This is a genomic window from Cellulomonas xylanilytica, from assembly GCF_007989805.1.
Classification (GTDB): Bacteria; Actinomycetota; Actinomycetes; order Actinomycetales; family Cellulomonadaceae; genus Cellulomonas; species Cellulomonas xylanilytica.
Genome location: NZ_BJUB01000002.1, coordinates 406,357 through 423,490 on the forward strand (window position 1 = coordinate 406,357; position 17,134 = coordinate 423,490).

A 17,134-nucleotide genomic window follows, 5' to 3' on the forward strand; every position below is an offset into this window, starting at 1 on the left:
TCAGCCGCGCGGGCCCAGGTACTCCACGTACCCGTCGACCGTGTCGATCCGGACGTGGATCGGCGAGGTGGGATCGACGGCCCCCTCGACCGTCTGCCGGCCGTCCGCGGTGGTGATGTCGAGCGCGACCGGCCTCCCCGTGCCATGCACGGTGACGCCCCCGTCGCTCGAGCGGACGTCGATGTTCGCCCGCGCGTCCCAGATCTCGGTCCGGCCGTCGCTGGACTGCGCGGTGACGTCCCCGGACACGTCGGAGATCTCGATGGGGCCGTCGGCCGAGCTCACGTCCACCGTCCCGCGGACGTCCCTGACCGACGTGCGGGCGTCGGCCGACCGGACCGTGACGTCGCCGTCGATCTCGGAGACGTCCACCGAGCCGTCACTGACGTGCACGTCCAGGGGTCCGCGCAGCGACGTGGCGGTCACGGTGCCGTCGAGGGCACGCACGATCACCGAGGTGCCGTCCGGGACGGTCACGTCGAGCGACGCCGAGCAGAAGCCGGGCCGCCACCACTCGCACCGGTAGCTCACGCGCAGGCGGTCGGAGGACTCGTCGACCCGGTAGGTCGCCGTGGACAGGACCGTCCGCGACGTCCGGTCGACCTCCACGCGGTCGCCGCCGGTGGTCACCGTGACGTGCCCGTCGGCGACGAGCTCGACCACGGGCGCACCGTCGTAGGTGGCCGACTCGGCCACGGTCGTGGCCCCCTCGGACCCCATCGCGAGCAGGTCCACGGCGCTGTAGGCACCCGACAGGAGCAGGACGCCACCCACGATGCCGCCCACCCAGGTCAGGGCGCGTGCGCCGGGGCCGCGCGGGGTCGGGCTCGGCGCAGGGTTCGGGGGGCCGACCGGCCGTTCCAGGGTGTCGGTCATGGTCGTTCTCCGTTCGTGGGTTCGTGCTCGAGCCAGCGCAGGACGGCGAGCACGCGGCGGTGGTCGTCGGCGGCCTGCGGGAGGTCGAGCTTGGTGAAGATCGAGGTCACGTGCTTCTCGACGGCGGGGAGCCCGACGACGAGGCGGTCGGCGATCGCCGCGTTGGAGCGGCCCTCCGCCATGAGGCCGAGCACGTCCCGCTCGCGCGGGGTGAGGGTCTCGAGGCCCGACCGTCGGGCCCGGGCGAGGATCTGGGCGACGACCTCGGGGTCGATCACGGTGCCGCCGCCCGCCACCCGGCCGAGGGCGTCGAGGAACTCGTCCACGTCCGCCACGCGGTCCTTGAGCACGTAGCCGAGGCCGCGCACGTCGCTGGCGAACAGCTCGCGGGCGTACCGCTGCTCCACGTACTGCGACAGGACCAGCACGGGCAGCCGGGGGTGCAGGCTGCGCAGGTGCACCGCGGCGCGCAGGCCCTCGTCGGTGTGCGACGGGGGCATCCGGACGTCGGTGACCAGGATGTCGGGGACGGCGGCGGACGGGCCGAGTGCGGCGACGACCTCGTCGGCGGTGGTGTAGCCGGTGACGTCGTGCCCCTCGGCGGCGAGCAGCCGGGTGAGGCCGTCCAGCAGGAGGACCGAGTCCTCCGCGATCACGATGCGCACGGCACCTCCACGGTCAGTCGTGTGCCGGCTCCGGCCGGGCTGTCCAGGTCGAACGTGCCGTCCAGGGCGGCGACACGGCTGCGCAGTCCGTCGAGCCCGCTGCCGGGCGTCGCACGAGCTCCCCCGCGGCCGTCGTCGGCGACGACGAGGCGCAGGTTCTCTCCGGCGACCGTCGCCGTGACCGTCACCGCCTGGGCCTGCGCATGCTTGGCGGCGTTGGTGAGGGCCTCGGCGGCGACGAAGTACGCGGCAGCCTGCGCGGCCGTGCTGGCCCGGCTCAACGACGGCGGCTCAGGGACGTCGACGCGGACCGGGACGGGGCTGCGGGCGGCCAGCGCGGACAGTGCGGCGTCGAGACCGCGGTCGGTGAGGACCGCCGGGTGGATGCCGCGGACCAGGTCGCGCAGCTCGGCGAGCGTCTCCTTGACCTCGCGGTGCGCGTGCTCCAGGGCGGCTGCCGCCTCGGGGTCGCTCGACGCCTTCCGCCGGGCGGAGCCCAGCTCCACGCCGAGCGCGACGAGCCGCTGCTGCGCACCGTCGTGCAGGTCCCGCTCGATGCGGCGGCGCTCCTCGTCGGCGGCACCCACGGCGGCCGTACGGGTCTCGGTCAGCTGGACCGCCCGCCCCTCGGCCTGCGCGGCGCGCGCCTGCGCCTGCCGCGCCAGCTCGACCGCCTCGGCGCGGGGCGACGACCCGAGCAGCGACCGCCCGAGGCGGACGATCGCGAGCGACCCCGCCTGGACCGTGATGGCCGCGACCCACGCGCACAGGAGCGCGGCGGGGACCATGAGCACCAGCGGGATCGGCGGCCCGGTCAGCCCCGCGGCCAGAGCGACGACGGGGTACACGAGCCCGCCGAGCGCGAAGCCGGCGGCGAACGTCACGGCGATGCCCTGGGCCGTCAGCAGCAGCCCGGCGACCACCAGGTAGGCCACGTGCGCCCACGTGCGGCCGTCGGACAGCACGGCCCACCACGAGGCCCACACACCGTCGCGGCGCGGGTACGTCGGCGCCGGGATGGTGACGTCGAGCTGGGCGTGCAGACGGGCCCGCTCGACGGCGGCGAACGGCCGGCACGCCCACAGCGTCGCGACGAGCATCGGGATGCCCACGAACAGCACGAGCAGCGACAGGGACAGCGAGAGCGCGACGGTGAAGGCGATCGCCGCGACGAGGAGGACGAACGAGCCGACGACGATCTGCGAGATGCCCCGCCACGTCGCCACGGACACGGGTGCGGCGGCGAGCGCACGCAGGTCGGCGAACGCGGGAGCGACGACGCGGATGTCGTCGGACGCGCTGCTCGGAGGTGTCGGTGAGGTCATGACAGTGACGCTAGGGCTCGGGGCCGATCCGCAGACAGCCTGACCACCCACGAGGGCAGGGTGGGGTCTGCCCTACCCCGGACAGCGGAACGGGCCGGCCCTCCGGAGAGGACCGGCCCGTTCGTCAGGCGACTAGCCGATGGCGCAGGTCGCGCCGTTCAGCGTGAAGGCCGTCGGGTTGGTGTTGGTCCCCGAGTGGGAGCCGTTGAACCCGATGTCCGTCGACTGGCCGGCACCGAGAGTGCCGTTCCAGGCGGCGTTCTTGGCCGTGACCGCCGTGCCGGACTGCGACCAGTCGGCGCTCCAGCCCTGCGTGACCTTCTGGCCGTTGGCGAACGAGAAGCCGAGGCTCCAGCCGTTCAGCGCCGTCGTGCCGGTGTTGGTCACCTTGACGGAGGCCGTGAAGCCCGTGTTCCAGCTGCTCGCGGTGTAGGTCACCTTGCAGGAGCTGGTCGACGTGGTGGGCTTCGTCGTCACCGACAGGGCCGACGACGCGGCGGACACGTTGCCCGCGACGTCCCGTGCCCGGACGGTGTACTGGTACGCCGTCGCCGCCGTGAGGCCGCTGTCCGTGTAGGAGGCCGCGGTCGGCGTGCCGACCTTGGTGGTCCCCCGGTAGACGTCGTAGCCGGCCAGGCCGGAGCCGCCCGTGTCCGTGGACGCGGTCCACGTGAGGGCGACGCTGAAGTCGGTCACGGTCGTCGCGACGAGGCCCGCAGGCACCGACGGGGCGATCGTGTCCTGCGTGGTGCCCGGCAGCGTGGTCACCGACAGGGCGGTCGACGCGGCGGAGACGTTGCCCGCCACGTCCTTCGCCCGGACGGTGTACGAGTACGCCGTCGCAGCCGTGAGACCGGTGTCGGAGTACGACGTCGTCGTGGTGGAGCCGACGCGCGTGGTGCCCCGGTACACGTCGTACCCGGCCAGGCCGGACCCGCCCGCGTTGTCGGTCGACGCCGTCCAGGACAGCGTGAGGCTGTTCTGCGTGACCGCGCTCGCGACGAGGCCCGTGGGGACGCTCGGCGCGGTCGTGTCGGACGGCGTGGCCTTGGTGGTGACCGAGACGGCCGACGACGCGGCGGACACGTTGCCCGCGACGTCCTTGGCCCGCACGGTGTACGCGTACGCCGTGGACGGGGTCAGACCGGTCTCCGTGAACGACGTGGTGGTCGAGCTGCCGACCTTCGTCGTGCCGCGGTAGACGTCGTACCCGGCCACACCCGAGCCACCGGTGTTGTCCGTCGAGGCCGTCCACGAGATCGTGGCCGTCGTCGCGGTCGTGGTGCCACCGAGCAGACCCGTCGGGACGGACGGCGCCACGGTGTCGACCGGCGGGGGCGTCGTGCCCTCGAACAGCCGCGCGTAGTCGGCGAGAGCGCCGGCGACGGCCGTCTGCGACCAGAAGCGGTGGAAGCGGAACTGCGGGTCCGCACCACCGTCGAGAGCGGTCTGGACCTTGGACCAGTTCGGGTCGTTCTTGTAGAAGCTGCGGATGTCCAGGAAGGACACGCCGGGCTTGATGACGTCGCCGTTGGGCATCGTGCCGGTCCAGCCGGAGGGGATGTAGATGCCGTCACCGTTCGGGACGTACTTGTCGTCGAACCGCTTGAAGTCGCCACGGGTCTCGATGGTCGAGACACCCAGGGGGTCCTGGTTGTTGTCCCAGATCGCGTCGAGGAGGTTCTTGGCGGTGTCGCGGGCGGCGACGTTGCCGGACTTGGCGGCGTAGAAGATCAGCGCACGGGCGGTGTCGCCGGCAACGCCGACGTCCTGGCCCGAGTTCTGCACCGTGACCGTCAGGCCGGGGTTGCCTGTGGGGGAGGCTGCGTTCCACGTGTCCGGCTTGCCGGTCCACTTGAGCTCGTTCGGGACGCTCCAGTTCGCGCCGTCAGTCTTGACGTTCGCGATGACCCAGGGGACCCACTTGTCGAGGATCGCCTTGGCCTTCGGGTCGCCCGAGGCGTAGTACAGCTCGGCGACGCGCTGGACGCCCCACGCCTGCATGCCGAACCAGCGGTTCGACGGCGGGTCGACGTAGACGGGCGCCTCGGTGTAGCCCATGCCGTAGAACGTGGGCGTGCCGGCCGGAGGCGTCGCGTACGCGCCGTCCCAGCTGTTGGTCGCGCCACCGGCGATGCCACCGTTGGACGCCTGCAGCCACGTGTAGAACTCGAGCTGGCGCTGCAGCGAGGCGGCCCAGTCCGCCTTGGCGGAGGGCGACTTCGGCGTCAGGGCCGGGTCGGTCGACAGCGCGTACGCAGCGAGCGGGTTCTGGTAGCCGAAGTGCGCGTGCGAGGAGCCGATGCGCCACGCCCAGCCGGCGCTCGAGTCGGTCGCGCCGCCCCAGGCCATGTACCAGGAGAGCAGGTAGTGCGCGGCCTCACGCCCGGAGCCCGCAGGGCACGACGGCGACGTGCAGCCGACCTTCTTGAAGTACTTGTCGAAGAGCGTGTACCGCAGGTAGTCGCCCATCTTGGCGGCCTTGGCGACCGTCGCGGCGACGTCCGCCTGCTTGCCCTGCTCGGTGGCCCACTTGTTGGCCCAGTAGATGGCCTCGACGGCGCGGGCGTCGGCGTCGGACGCCGAGGTGTACTTCCACTGCTTCGCGTACGAGGCGTCCTTGGTGAACAGGTCCAGGAAGCCGTTGGGGCCGCCGTACTTGAACTCCTCGCACGAGGGCTGCGGGACGGTCTCCCAGACCGACTCCTGCGGACCACGCTGGAACGTGTTGATGAACGACGAGCCGGTCGCGGTCGGGCCGAGCGTGCAGCCAGGGCCAGGTGTGGCGCCGAAGCCATAGACGTTGTCGACGTCCGCGAGCCAGTGCATCTGGTAGACGTCCGAGTTGCCGTACGTCGACTTGAGCTCGGCGCCGATCGGGTCGGTGCCTCCCGTGATGCCGCTGTTGAGCTGCGACGGGTAGCCGCTCGGGTGGTTGAACTCGGGCGCGTAGGTGGCCGGCGAGTTCGGGTTGTAGAAGGAGCTGGTCGGCTGGTCGACCGAGCCCGGGATCATGTACTTCTCCATGGTGTCCCAGGCGTGGTTCAGAGGTGCCCAGTCCTGCGTCATCTGCCCGTAGAGCGCCTCGAGCCACAGCCAGTAGCTGTACGCCTCGGAGGTCGTCTCGTGCCCGTAGTCGGGGGCCTCGACGAGCAGGGTCTCGACGGAGTGGTACGGGATGCCCTGCGCGCTGAAGTAGCCGTTGGCGGGGTCCTTGATCTTGTCGTACTGGGCGAGGAAGCGCTCGGCGTACTCCCCGTCCGGCACGGCGGCCTTCACGGGAGCAGCAGCGGGCACCGTCACGGTGGCCGGTGCGGGGGCGGCCATCGCGGGAGAGACCCCGCAGATGGCCAGCAGCGAGGCTGCGCTCAGGGTGGCCGTGGCCACCCAGGCAGTTCGCCGTCGGGTCGATGAGGACATCTACTCGTACCTTTCTGGCTGTCGGGAACGCACCCGCGACGTCGCGGGTGCGTCCCGGCGCCCCGCACGCAGGCGTGCGGGAGCGGTGACGGAGGTGCGCGAAGGAACTGGCCGACGGTGCCGGTTCGGTCCGCAGCGGCGCGGACCTCCGGGCAGATGACGGCCGGGTCGGCGCCCACTTTCCGGCGGTGCACAGCCAGCGTCCAGGGTCCTAAACGATTCTGGTGGGAGCGCGACCACATGGTCGTCAGGACCACCGGAAGAAGCGGGCCGACACCGGCAGTGCCACGAGCGTCCAGGCGGCCATGACCAGGAACGGCGCGACGTCGAACGGCTGCCCGTACCAGGCGGCGGCCATGGCCTCGCTGGCCGCGCCCAGCGGCGTGTACCCGGCGATCGTCTGGATGACGTCGGGCATCAGCGGCAGGGGCAGCCAGACGCCCGCGAAGAACAGCGAGACGAAGTACACCGACATCCCCCACGCCGTCGCCGCGGGGGCGTTCGGGGCCAGGGCCGCGATCACCGAGCCGACCGCGAACGCCGAGAGCACGCTGAGCAGGAACGCGCCGAGCAGGACCAGGGGCTCCGCCGGTGCGGCGACCCCGACCACCAGGGCGCCGGCCGCGAACATCAGCACGGCCGCCACCAGCAGAGCCACCAGGTTGACCGCCAGCTGGGCGACCAGGATGCGCGACGGCGGCACCGGGGTGGTGGACATCCGCTTGAGGACCCCGCGGCCGCGGTACCCGGCGATGGTCTGCGGGTAGGCGGACAGGCCCACCGTCGCCACCGCGAGCGCCAGGACCGTCGGTGCGTACCCGGTGATGCCGTTGATCTGCTTGAGGATCGGGTCCTGGTCGTTGAACGGCAGGTCGGCCCACGGCATCACGAGGCCGAGCACCGTGAGCAGGACGGCCGGGAAGAGGACCGCGAAGAACGCGCCGGACGGCTCGCGGAGGAACAGCCGGGCCTCGACGGCGGTGAGCCGGGACAGGGCACCGGACCCGGAGGTCCGCGTGAGGGTCGTGGTGGACATGGTCAGACCTCCAGGGGGGTGGTGAGTGCGACGAACGCGTCCTCGAGGGAGCTCTGCTCGAGGCGCAGGTTCTCGGGGCGGATGCCCTGCTGGGCCAGCGCGACGAGGACGTCCTGGACGACGTTCTCGTGACCGCGGGCCTCGATGGTGCCGTCGTCGGCGTGCGTGATGCTGGCCACCTGCTCCAGCAGACCGACGGGCACGGGAGCCGACGGACGGAACCGCAGCACCTGGTCGGAGGCCGCGCGTGCGACCAGCTCCGCCGGGGTGCCCGTCGCCACCACGCGACCCGCGTTGATGAGCGCGATGCGGTCGCAGAGCCGCTCGGCCTCCTCCATCAGGTGCGTGACCAGCACGATCGTCACGCCGCGGTCGCGGATGCGCTCCACGACCTCCCACGTGTCCCGGCGGGCGTGCGGGTCGAGGCCCGTGGTGAGCTCGTCGAGGATGGCGACCTGCGGGTTGCCGACGAGGGCGAGCGCGACCGAGAGCCGCTGCTTCTGGCCGCCGGACAGCTGCTCGAAGCGTGCGTCCGCCCGCTCCGTCAGCCCCAGCTCGTCGAGCAGCTGCGCCGGGTCGGCCGGGTCGGGGTAGAACGACGCGTACAGGTCGAGGGCCTCGCGGACGCCCAGCTTGGGCTGCACCTGGCTCTCCTGGAGCTGCAGCCCCACCACCTGGCGCAACCGGGTGCGGTCGCGCGCCGGGTCGAGGCCGAGCACGCGGACGGTGCCGCCGTCGGCGTCGCGCAGACCCCCGATGATCTCGACGGTGGTGGTCTTGCCGGCCCCGTTGCGGCCGAGGATGCCGAAGATCTCGCCGCGGTGGACCTCGAGGCTGACGTCGTCGACGGCGACCTTGCTGCCGTAGCGCTTGTGCAGGTTCTGGACCTGGATGACGGACATGGGTCGTTCCTTCCCGAGGGTGTGCGGTGCCACGGGAGCGGCACGGAGCCGGTCCCGGAGCGGGGATGGGGTGTCAGGCGGTGCGGTTGGGGACGGATGCGCCGCGTGTCAGGCGGTCGAAGGCGAACGCCATGGCTCCCGCGATCAGCAGGGCCGCGAAGGAGGCGACGAGGAGCGGCTGGTCGCCGCCGAACCACTCGGAGGTCGAGAACGGTCCCGCGTCCTGCGCGAACAGGGCGAAGACCAGGAGGATCGGCCCGGCGGTCAGCGGCAGGGACACCGTCCCCCACCAACCGCCGGCACGCTGGTACGTGATCCCGACCAGCAGGCCGGACACGTAGGCGACCACGAACAGGAGCGTGGTGCCCACGAGCATCGTCAGAGGCTCGGTCTCGGCAGGGGTGAGGTCCTCGAGGATCCGCCACTGCCACCCGAGCGCATCGAAGACCGCGCGCTCGACGAGCAGCAGACCGGTGAAGACCAGCCCGTACGCGAGGGCCGTGCCCGTCGCGGCGACCAACGACCCCAGCGCCAGGCTGCGCCGGGTGAGACCGGCTGCGATGTGCACCGGCAGGTACGCCGCCGTGGTGGCGATCAGCACGGAGAACGGGAACCAGACGGCACCCTGCCGGGCGAACGCCAGGACGCTGTTGTTGACCTCGCCCACCTGGTTGATGACCACGAGGCCGACGGTCACCGCGACGATCGCGAGGATCCAGAACCACGCCGCCAGGTAGAGGTTCATCCAGAGCAGCCAGGACGCGGTGGCGCGCACGGAGCTGGTGGTGGGACGGCGTGCCGTGTCGATGCTCATCGCGACTCCTCCGGGATGGCCGGGACGGGGCGGTCGGTCAGGTGGACGAACAGGTCCTGCAGCGCGACGGGGCCCAGCTCGAGCCCGTGCTGCCGGGCGCGGCTCGCGTCGTCGTCCCGGGCGCCGACGAGGGTGGCCTGGGCGGTCCGGCCCAGCTGCTGGCGCGCGACGACCTGGCGGCCGACGACGAAGGCCTCGACCGCTTCCGCCGGCCCCGTGACCGTGACACCGCCCGAGCGCAGCGTCTCCGCGTCCGACGCGGTCAGCACCGTGCCACGGTCGAGGACCACCACGTCCTCGAGCAGCCGCTCGACCTCGCCGATCAGGTGGCTGGACAGGACGATCGTTCGGGGGTGCTCCAGCCAGTCGGTCAGCAGGGCGTCGTAGAACGCGTACCGCGACGGGGCGTCCATGCCGAGGTGCACCTCGTCGAGCAGCGTCAGCGGCGTGCGGCTGGCGAGCCCCACGACGACCCCGAACGCCGACCGCTTGCCGCGGGACAGCTTGTTGGGCTTGGTGAGCGGGTCGAGCTCGAAGCGGTCCATCAGCGTGTCCGCCAGCTCGCGGGAGAACAGCGGCCGACGGTCGCCGAGGAAGTCGAGGGTCTCCTTGAGCTTCTGGTCGAGTGCGACGTCGCCGCTCTCGCGCACCAGGCACGTGCCCGACAGCACCCGCTCGTTCTCCCACGGGTCCTCGCCGTCGACCAGCACCGTGCCGGAGGTCGCGCGCCGGAACGCGGCGAGCACCGACAGCGCGGTCGTCTTGCCCGAGCCGTTGCGCCCGAGCAGGCCGGTGATGACGCCGGGACGGATCGTGAACGACACCGCGTCGAGCGCGACCGTCGTGTCGTACCGGGCGGTGAGGTCGCGGACCTCGACGCCGAAGCCGCTCATCGCGGTCCCTCCTTCTCACGAAGCTTGTCGACGATCTCGTCGACACCGATGTCCAGCACGCGCGCCTGCTCGAGCATGGGCTCGACCACCTCGGCGAAGAACGAGGCCCGGCGCTGCGCGAGCAGCTGCTCGCGGGCGCCCTCCGCGACGAACATGCCGATGCCGCGGCGCTTGTAGAGGACGCCCTCGTCGACCAGCTCGGTGAACGCCTTCGCGGCGGTCGCCGGGTTGATGCGGAACGTCGTCGCGTACTGCGTGGTCGACATGACCTGTTCCTCCGCTCGCAGGGCTCCGGTCAGCACGTCCGACCGGATCTGGTCGGCGATCTGCACGTACAGGGGGTCACGCCCGTCGAACATCGCGCGCCTCCGTTCTTGGGTTCGTTACTTGACCAACTAACCATAGGACCGCGTCCGCCCGCAAGGGGTATCACGGTCCTCGTTCGCCGCTCTTCCCGAACGACCACCAGTGACGCCTGAGGGGGAGCCATGCCGCACGGAGATGCCGACCAGGGCATTCGGACACCGAAGTCCACGTTCTACGACCAGGGCCGCTTCGGCCGCCTGTTCCCGGCGCTCCCGGGATTCGCCGCCGACACCGCGACCGTCCGGGCCGCGCTCGTCGAGCTGGGCAGGCCCGGCGGGATCATGGACACCAACGAGAGCCCGACCGCCGACCCGTTCGCGCTGATCGTCGACCCGACGCTCAGCGTCGACAACCCGGACAACCCGCGCCTCACGGCCGGCATGACGTTCCTCGGGCAGTTCCTCGACCACGACATGACGTTCGACCCGACGTCGAGCCTGGCTCGCACCCAGGACCCCGAGTCGCTCCGCAACTTCCGCATCCCGGCGCTCGACCTGGACAGCGTCTACGGCGGCGGCCCCGGCGTGTCACCGCACCTCTACGACCAGAGCGTCGACCACGGGCGCACCACGATGCTGGTCGAGCCCAACGTCGGCTCCGAGGCCGTCTGCATCGACGGCGTCCAGCGCTTCGACGTGCCGCGCAACACCCAGGGCACCGCGCTCATCGGCGACCCGCGCAACGACGAGAACCTCATCGTCGACCAGCTGCACCTGGCGTTCCTGCGCTTCCACAACCGGGTGGTCTCTGACGTCCGCGGCGACCTCGGCCCGCTGGCCACTCCCGGCGAGCTGTTCGCCGAGGCGCAGCGCATCGTCCGGTGGCACTACCAGTGGATGATCCTGCACGAGTTCCTGCCGCTGACCTGTGGCGACGCGCTCGTCGCCGACATCGTGGCGAACGGCCGCAGGTTCTACGACTGGCGCAACTCCCCCTACATCCCGGTGGAGTTCTCCGTCGCGGCCTACCGGTTCGGGCACTCGCAGGTGCGACCCAGCTACCGCGCGAACTTCGGCACCTCGGCCACCGACCGCACCCTCCAGTTCTTCGCGGTCATCTTCGACCACACCGCCACCGGCACCGACCCCGCCGACCTGCGCGGCGGCTGCCGGGCACCGCGACGGTTCATCGACTGGCAGACGTTCTTCGACTTCGGCGGCGGCCAGGTGCGCAAGAACAAGCGGATCGACACCAAGCTCTCGACGGCCCTCTTCCACCTACTGGGCCAGCCGTCCGACGAGCCCGACTCGCTCGCCATCCGCAACCTGATCCGCGGCCTGACGATGGAGGTCCCCTCCGGGCAGCGCGTCGCCGCCGCCATGCAGGAGACCCCGCTGCACGAGAGCGAGCTGGCCGACCTCGAGCCGTTCGGCCTGCACAAGCGGACGCCGCTGTGGTTCTACGTGCTCCGGGAGGCCGACGTCCGCGCCGACGGTCAGCACCTCGGCCCGGTCGGGGGGCGGATCGTCGCCGAGGTCTTCCACGGCCTCATCGACGGCGACCCGTCGTCGTACCTGTCGCAGGACCCGGACTGGACCCCGACCTACGGCACCGACGACGACTTCGGCATCACGGACCTGCTCACCGCGGCGGGCGTGGTCGGCGCCCTGGCCTGACCCAGTGCGGCTGCGTCCGCACATCCGGTCGCCGGGACGCTCGAACCTGCGGACGTCCCGGGTCGCCACCGCCTGCGTCCGCAGATCCGGTCGCCGGAGCGCGCGATGCTGCGGACGTAGCGTCCGCACTCGTGAGCCCTGGAACCCGCTCGAGTGCGGACGCAGCACCGCCAATGACAGCAACGTCCGCACTCCGGAGGGTTGGAGCCCCCCGGAGTGCGGACGTTGCGGTGCGTCAGACGGCGGTGAGGCGCTGGGCGGCGACCAGCTCGGCGATCTGGACCGCGTTCAGCGCGGCGCCCTTGCGGAGGTTGTCGTTGCTGATGAACAGCGCGAGTCCGCGACCGCCCTCGACACCCTCGTCCTGGCGCAGGCGGCCGACGAACGACGGGTCCTGCCCGGCGGCCTGCAGCGGCGTCGGGACGTCGGTCAGCTGGACCCCGGGGGCGTCGGCGAGCAGCTCGGCCGCGCGCTCGGGGCTGAGCGGACGGGCGAACTCGGCGTTGATCGACAGCGAGTGACCGGTGAACACCGGCACGCGGACGCAGGTGCCGGACACCAGCAGACCGGGGATGTCGAGGATCTTGCGCGACTCGTGCCGCAGCTTCTGCTCCTCGTCGGTCTCGTTCAGGCCGTCGTCGACGATCGAGCCGGCCAGCGGGATGACGTCGAACGCGATCGGCGCGACGTACTTCACCGGCGCGGGCAGCGTCACGGCGGACCCGTCGTGCACCAGCGCGAGCGTGTCCTGCTCGACGGCGGCGCGGATCTGGCTGTCGAGCTCGTCGGCACCTGCCAGGCCCGACCCGGAGACGGCCTGGTACGTCGAGACGACGAGGCGGGTCAGCTGGGCCTCGTCGTGCAGGACCTTGAGCACCGGCATCGCGGCCATGGTGGTGCAGTTCGGGTTGGCGATGATGCCCTTGACGGCGCCGGACAGTGCGCCCGGGTTGACCTCGGACACGATGAGCGGGACCTCGGGGTCACGACGCCAGGCCGACGAGTTGTCGATGACCAGCGCACCCGCGGCGGCGAACCGGGGCGCGTGCACCTTGGAGGCTGCGCCGCCCGCGGAGAACAGGGCGACGTCAATGCCGGAGAGGTGGTCGGTCTCGACGTCCTCGACGACGACGTCGGCGCCCTTCCAGGGCAGCGTCGTGCCGGCGGAGCGCGCGGACGCGAAGTAGCGGATCGAGGCGACCGGGAAGTCGCGCTCCTCCAGCAGCCGGCGCATCACGCTGCCGACCTGGCCGGTGGCACCGACCACGGCGATGTTCAGTCCCATGTCCCTACCGTCCCGTCCCGCCGTACACGACGGCCTCGTCTTCCGTGGAGTCCAGGTCGAACGCCGTGTGCACCGCGCGGACCGCCTCGTCGAGCGAGTCGGCGCGCGTGACCACGGAGATCCGGATCTCCGACGTCGAGATCATCTCGATGTTGATGCCCGCGTCCGACAGCGCGGCGAACAGCCGTGCCGAGACCCCGGGGTGCGACTTCATGCCCGCGCCGATGAGCGAGAGCTTGCCGATCGTGTCGTCGTACTGCAGCGACTGGAAGCCGATGTCCGGCTGGTGCTCGCTGAGCGCCGCGGTGCCGGCCGCGCCGTCCGTGGCGGGCAGCGTGAAGGAGATGTCCGTCAGGCCCGTCGCCGCGACCGAGACGTTCTGCACGATCATGTCGATGTTCACGCCGGCGCTGGCGACGACCTCGAAGATGCGTGCGGCCTTGCCCGGCACGTCGGGCACGCCGACGACCGTGATCTTGGCCTCGCTCCGGTCGTGCGCGACGCCGGCGATGATCGGCTGTTCCACAATCTCTCCTTCGGCGGCGGGCTTGTCGGTCACGAACGTGCCCGTATGAGTGGTGAACGACGAGCGCACGTGGATCGGTACCCCGTACCGCCGCGCGTACTCCACGCAGCGCAGCACCAGCACCTTGGCGCCGCTGGCCGCGAGCTCGAGCATCTCGTCGTAGCTGACCCGGTCCAGCTTGCGCGCGCTCGGGACGATCCGGGGGTCCGCGGTGAACACGCCGTCGACGTCGGTGTAGATCTCGCAGACGTCGGCCTTGAGCGACGCGGCGAGCGCGACGGCCGTGGTGTCCGACCCGCCGCGCCCGAGCGTGGTCACGTCGTTGGTCGACGGGTTGACACCCTGGAAGCCGGCGACGATGGCTACCGAGCCGCGCGCGACCGTGTCCCGGATGCGGCTCGGCGTGACGTCGATGATCCGCGCCTTGCCGTACGCCTCGTCCGTGATCACCCCGGCCTGCTGACCCGTGAACGACTTCGCGTCGACGCCGAGGTTGTGGATCGCCATCGCCAGCAGCGACATCGAGATGCGCTCGCCGGCCGTCAGCAGGATGTCCATCTCACGCTGCGGCGGCAGCGGCGTGACCTGCTGGGCCAGGTCGATGAGCTCGTCCGTCGTGTCGCCCATCGCGCTGACCACGACGACGACGTCGTGACCGGCGCGCTTGGCCTCGGCCACGCGCTTGGCGACGCGCTTGATGCTGCTGGCGTCGGCGACGGAGGAACCGCCGTACTTCTGCACGATCAGGGCCACGGGAGAGCTCTTTCGCGGGCTCGGGACAGGTCCGGGCGAGTGTACGTGCGTGCCCACCAGGTGGTCACCGAGTTTCAGATGCCGGATCGCCGTCGCCCATCTGAAGCGTTTGGGAATCTCCCGCCGAGCGGCACAGGCCGCCACGCTGCCAGAGCGACACCCGTCCGCAGGGGGCCGGGTGCGCGACCGAGAGGACCCACCATGCGCGTCCGCGCTGCACTCACCGCCCTCGTCGTCGCCGTGCTGGCCTCGGTCGGCACCCTCGTCGGGCTGACCGCCCAGGCCGCCGCGGGCTGTCAGGTCACGTGGACGGCGAACTCCTGGCCAGGGGGGTTCACGGCCGACGTGCGCGTCAGCCCCGGTGAGGCCGCACGCGGCTGGACGCTCACCTGGGCGTTCCCGTCCGGGCAGCGCGTGACGCAGGGCTGGAACGCCAACGTGGTGCAGACCGGGTCCAGCGTGACCGCGACGAACGCGGCGTGGAACGGCGAGATCCCGGCCGGCGGCAGCACGTCGTTCGGGTTCCAGGGCACCTTCAGCGGCACGAACACGGCGCCGACGGACTTCGTGCTCAACGGTGTCGCGTGCAACGGCGGGACCCCGACGGCCTCCCCCACACCACCGCCCACGTCGACGCCGACACCCACGCCGACCGTCACCCCGACCCCGACGCCGACTCCGACTCCGACGGTCACGCCGACGCCCACCCCGACACCGACCGTCCCGCCCAACCCCGACTGCGGCACCGCGCTCTTCTGCGACGGCCTCGAGTCGCAGACCGGTACCGCGCTGAGCAGCCCGTGGACCGTCACGCACCCCGACTGCTCGGGCACCGGAACCGCGTCGGTCGACAGCACCGTCGCGCACTCGGGCACCCGCTCGCTCAAGGTCGTCGGCACGGCCGGCTACTGCAACCACGTGTTCGCCCAGGCCGCCGCGGACCTGTCGACGCTCCCGCAGTCCTACTACGTGCGCTTCTACGTCCGGCACACCACCGCCCAGCCGACCTCGCACACCACGTTCCTCGCCATGAAGGACTCCGCCGACGGGGGTCGCGACCTGCGGATGGGCGGCCAGAACGGCGCGCTCCAGTGGAACCGGTCGTCGGACGACGCCACCCTGCCCGAGCAGAGCCCGGTCGGCGTCTCCCTGAGCACCGCGCTCCCCACAGGCTCGTGGCACTGCGTCGAGCTGCTCGTCGAGGGCTCCGGGCGTCTGACCACCTGGGTCGACGGGTCCACCGTCGCCGGGCTCGTCGCCGACGGCACCGCGACGCACGACGTCGACCGCCAGTGGTACGCCCGGTCGTGGGCGCCGCGCCTCACCGACCTGCGGCTCGGCTGGGAGAGCTACGGCGAGGGCGCCGACACGCTCTGGTACGACGACGTCGCCGTCGCAGCCGCCCGCCTCGGCTGCTGAGCCTGCAGCACGGGCTGGGGCTCAAGGCTGGAGGGCGTCGTACTCCGCCTCGGCAGCGACGTCGTCCTCCACGTCCAGTCGCAGGTGCGCCAGCATCGTCTGCAGGGTGCGCAGGACGCTGGACGCGCGCTCGCCCCAGTCGGACAGGTAGGAGAACTGCCACCACCACAACGCCTCGAGCACCCCGCCGGACTCGTAGTGCCGCAGTCCCTGGGCCAGCGCCCCGGCGATCGCGACGAGGTCCCCCGACACGGAGGCGGGCTGGACGTCGACGCCCAGCAGCGGGTCGACGACCTCGGCGTACTCGTCGATGCCCTCGAACACGTTGGCCAGGTTGGCACGCAGCGGCTCGACGTCCGGGTCGGGGCCGACGTCCGGCTCGAACCGCTCGGACGGCACCACGTCGGTGGTGGCACCGAGCCGCGCACCGGCCGCGAGCATGTCGCTCACGGCGAGCAGCAGCAGCGGCAGGGACGCGTCCGGGTTGGCCCCCGACGCGACCTCCGTGACGGTCGTCAGGTAGCTGCGTGCCTCCGACGCGACCGCGTCGGCGATGTCCCGCAGGTCCGCGTCAGCCGTGGTGCTCATCGGTCTCCCCTTACGCGCTGATCCGTCGACGGCCCTCGAAGGCCCGCCCGAGGGTGACCTCGTCGGCGTACTCGAGGTCCCCGCCCACCGGCAGGCCCGATGCCAGCCGGCTGACCGTGAGTCCCATCGGGACGAGCAGCCGGGCAAGGTACGTGGCGGTCGCCTCGCCCTCGACGTTCGGGTCCGTGGCCAGGATGACCTCGGTGACCGTGCCGTCCGCGAGGCGCGTCATCAGACCGGCGATGCGCAGGTCGTCCGGTCCGACGCCCGCGATCGGGTTGATGGCGCCGCCGAGCACGTGGTACTTGCCGCGGAACTCGCGGGTGCGCTCGATGGCGACGACGTCCTTCGACTCCTCGACCACGCAGATCGACGTCGGGGAGCGGCGCGGGTCCCGGCAGATGCGGCACTGCGGCTCCTGCGCGACGTTGCCGCAGATCTCGCAGAACCGGACGCGGAGCTTGACCTCGGTCAGCGCGTCGGACAGGCGGCGGACGTCCGCCGGGTCCGCCGAGAGGATGTGGAACGCGATGCGCTGGGCGCTCTTGGGACCGACCCCGGGCAGTCGCCCGAGCTCGTCGATCAGGTCCTGGACCGCGCCTTCGTACACCCCGTCAGCCTACGGGGTCACCGGTCCGCTGCCGCGGGAC

At 71.7% G+C, this 17,134-nt stretch carries 15 protein-coding genes; 2 read left to right on the plus strand and 13 right to left on the minus strand.

The genetic code is table 11. The features are described 5' to 3' along the window. From CXY01_RS04740 to CXY01_RS04780, 9 genes are all read right to left on the minus strand, one after another. Positions 1–876 (minus strand): DUF4097 family beta strand repeat-containing protein, encoded by an 876-nt coding sequence (locus CXY01_RS04740; protein ID WP_146925899.1) that lies wholly within the window; start codon positions 874–876, stop codon positions 1–3. Next, a complete protein-coding gene (locus tag CXY01_RS04745; protein ID WP_146925900.1) occupies positions 873–1,541 on the minus strand; it encodes a response regulator transcription factor in 669 nt (222 codons plus the stop codon). The genes CXY01_RS04740 and CXY01_RS04745 overlap by 4 nt, the downstream gene beginning before the upstream one ends. After that, positions 1,529–2,866 (minus strand): sensor histidine kinase, encoded by a 1,338-nt coding sequence (locus CXY01_RS04750; RefSeq protein WP_146925901.1) that lies wholly within the window; start codon positions 2,864–2,866, stop codon positions 1,529–1,531. Before CXY01_RS04750 ends, CXY01_RS04745 begins: the two co-directional genes overlap by 13 nt. A 132-nt stretch (positions 2,867–2,998) precedes the next feature. Further along, positions 2,999–6,286 carry a glycoside hydrolase family 48 protein gene (locus tag CXY01_RS04755; protein ID WP_146925902.1) on the minus strand — a complete coding sequence of 1,096 codons (3,288 nt, stop codon included), beginning with the start codon at positions 6,284–6,286 and terminating at the stop codon, positions 2,999–3,001. Between the two features lie 247 nt (positions 6,287–6,533). Continuing rightward, positions 6,534–7,322, minus strand: a complete 789-nt coding sequence (locus CXY01_RS04760) for an ABC transporter permease (RefSeq protein WP_146925903.1) — start codon at positions 7,320–7,322, stop codon at positions 6,534–6,536. A gap of 2 nt (positions 7,323–7,324) precedes the next feature. Beyond that, positions 7,325–8,224 (minus strand): ABC transporter ATP-binding protein, encoded by a 900-nt coding sequence (locus CXY01_RS04765; protein WP_146925904.1) that lies wholly within the window; start codon positions 8,222–8,224, stop codon positions 7,325–7,327. A 73-nt stretch (positions 8,225–8,297) separates the two neighbouring features. Then, positions 8,298–9,038 carry a hypothetical protein gene (locus CXY01_RS04770; RefSeq protein ID WP_146925905.1) on the minus strand — a complete coding sequence of 247 codons (741 nt, stop codon included), beginning with the start codon at positions 9,036–9,038 and terminating at the stop codon, positions 8,298–8,300. Further along, positions 9,035–9,931 (minus strand): ATP-binding cassette domain-containing protein, encoded by an 897-nt coding sequence (locus CXY01_RS04775; protein ID WP_146925906.1) that lies wholly within the window; start codon positions 9,929–9,931, stop codon positions 9,035–9,037. Before CXY01_RS04775 ends, CXY01_RS04770 begins: the two co-directional genes overlap by 4 nt. Beyond that, a complete protein-coding gene (locus CXY01_RS04780; protein ID WP_146925907.1) occupies positions 9,928–10,290 on the minus strand; it encodes a GntR family transcriptional regulator in 363 nt (120 codons plus the stop codon). The genes CXY01_RS04775 and CXY01_RS04780 overlap by 4 nt, the downstream gene beginning before the upstream one ends. A gap of 129 nt (positions 10,291–10,419) precedes the next feature. Here CXY01_RS04780 and CXY01_RS04785 point away from each other — a divergent pair, with 129 nt between their 5' ends. Then, complete coding sequence (locus tag CXY01_RS04785; protein ID WP_146925908.1) at positions 10,420–11,913, plus strand: peroxidase family protein; 1,494 nt, start codon at positions 10,420–10,422, stop codon at positions 11,911–11,913. Between the two features lie 235 nt (positions 11,914–12,148). Here CXY01_RS04785 and CXY01_RS04790 read toward each other — a convergent pair whose 3' ends face one another. Both CXY01_RS04790 and CXY01_RS04795 read right to left on the minus strand, forming a co-directional pair. Further along, positions 12,149–13,198: an aspartate-semialdehyde dehydrogenase gene (locus CXY01_RS04790; RefSeq protein ID WP_146925909.1), complete on the minus strand. Its 1,050-nt coding sequence runs from the start codon at positions 13,196–13,198 to the stop codon at positions 12,149–12,151. A gap of 4 nt (positions 13,199–13,202) precedes the next feature. Continuing rightward, positions 13,203–14,477, minus strand: a complete 1,275-nt coding sequence (locus CXY01_RS04795; protein ID WP_146925910.1) for an aspartate kinase — start codon at positions 14,475–14,477, stop codon at positions 13,203–13,205. A gap of 201 nt (positions 14,478–14,678) precedes the next feature. On the opposite strand from CXY01_RS04795, the gene CXY01_RS04800 reads away from it, so the two are divergent. Continuing rightward, positions 14,679–15,896, plus strand: a complete 1,218-nt coding sequence (locus CXY01_RS04800; protein ID WP_146925911.1) for a cellulose-binding domain-containing protein — start codon at positions 14,679–14,681, stop codon at positions 15,894–15,896. Positions 15,897–15,917: 21 nt separating this feature from the next. On the opposite strand, the gene CXY01_RS04805 is transcribed toward CXY01_RS04800, so the two are convergent. Together CXY01_RS04805 and recR are read right to left on the minus strand one after the other, a co-directional pair. Continuing rightward, on the minus strand, positions 15,918–16,484 hold the full coding sequence (locus CXY01_RS04805) for a DUF5063 domain-containing protein (protein WP_056593607.1): 567 nt from the start codon (positions 16,482–16,484) through the stop codon (positions 15,918–15,920). Positions 16,485–16,494: 10 nt separating this feature from the next. Further along, positions 16,495–17,094, minus strand: coding sequence for a recombination mediator RecR (gene recR, locus CXY01_RS04810; protein WP_146846750.1), 600 nt, complete (start codon positions 17,092–17,094; stop codon positions 16,495–16,497). Positions 17,095–17,134 lie beyond the last annotated feature (40 nt).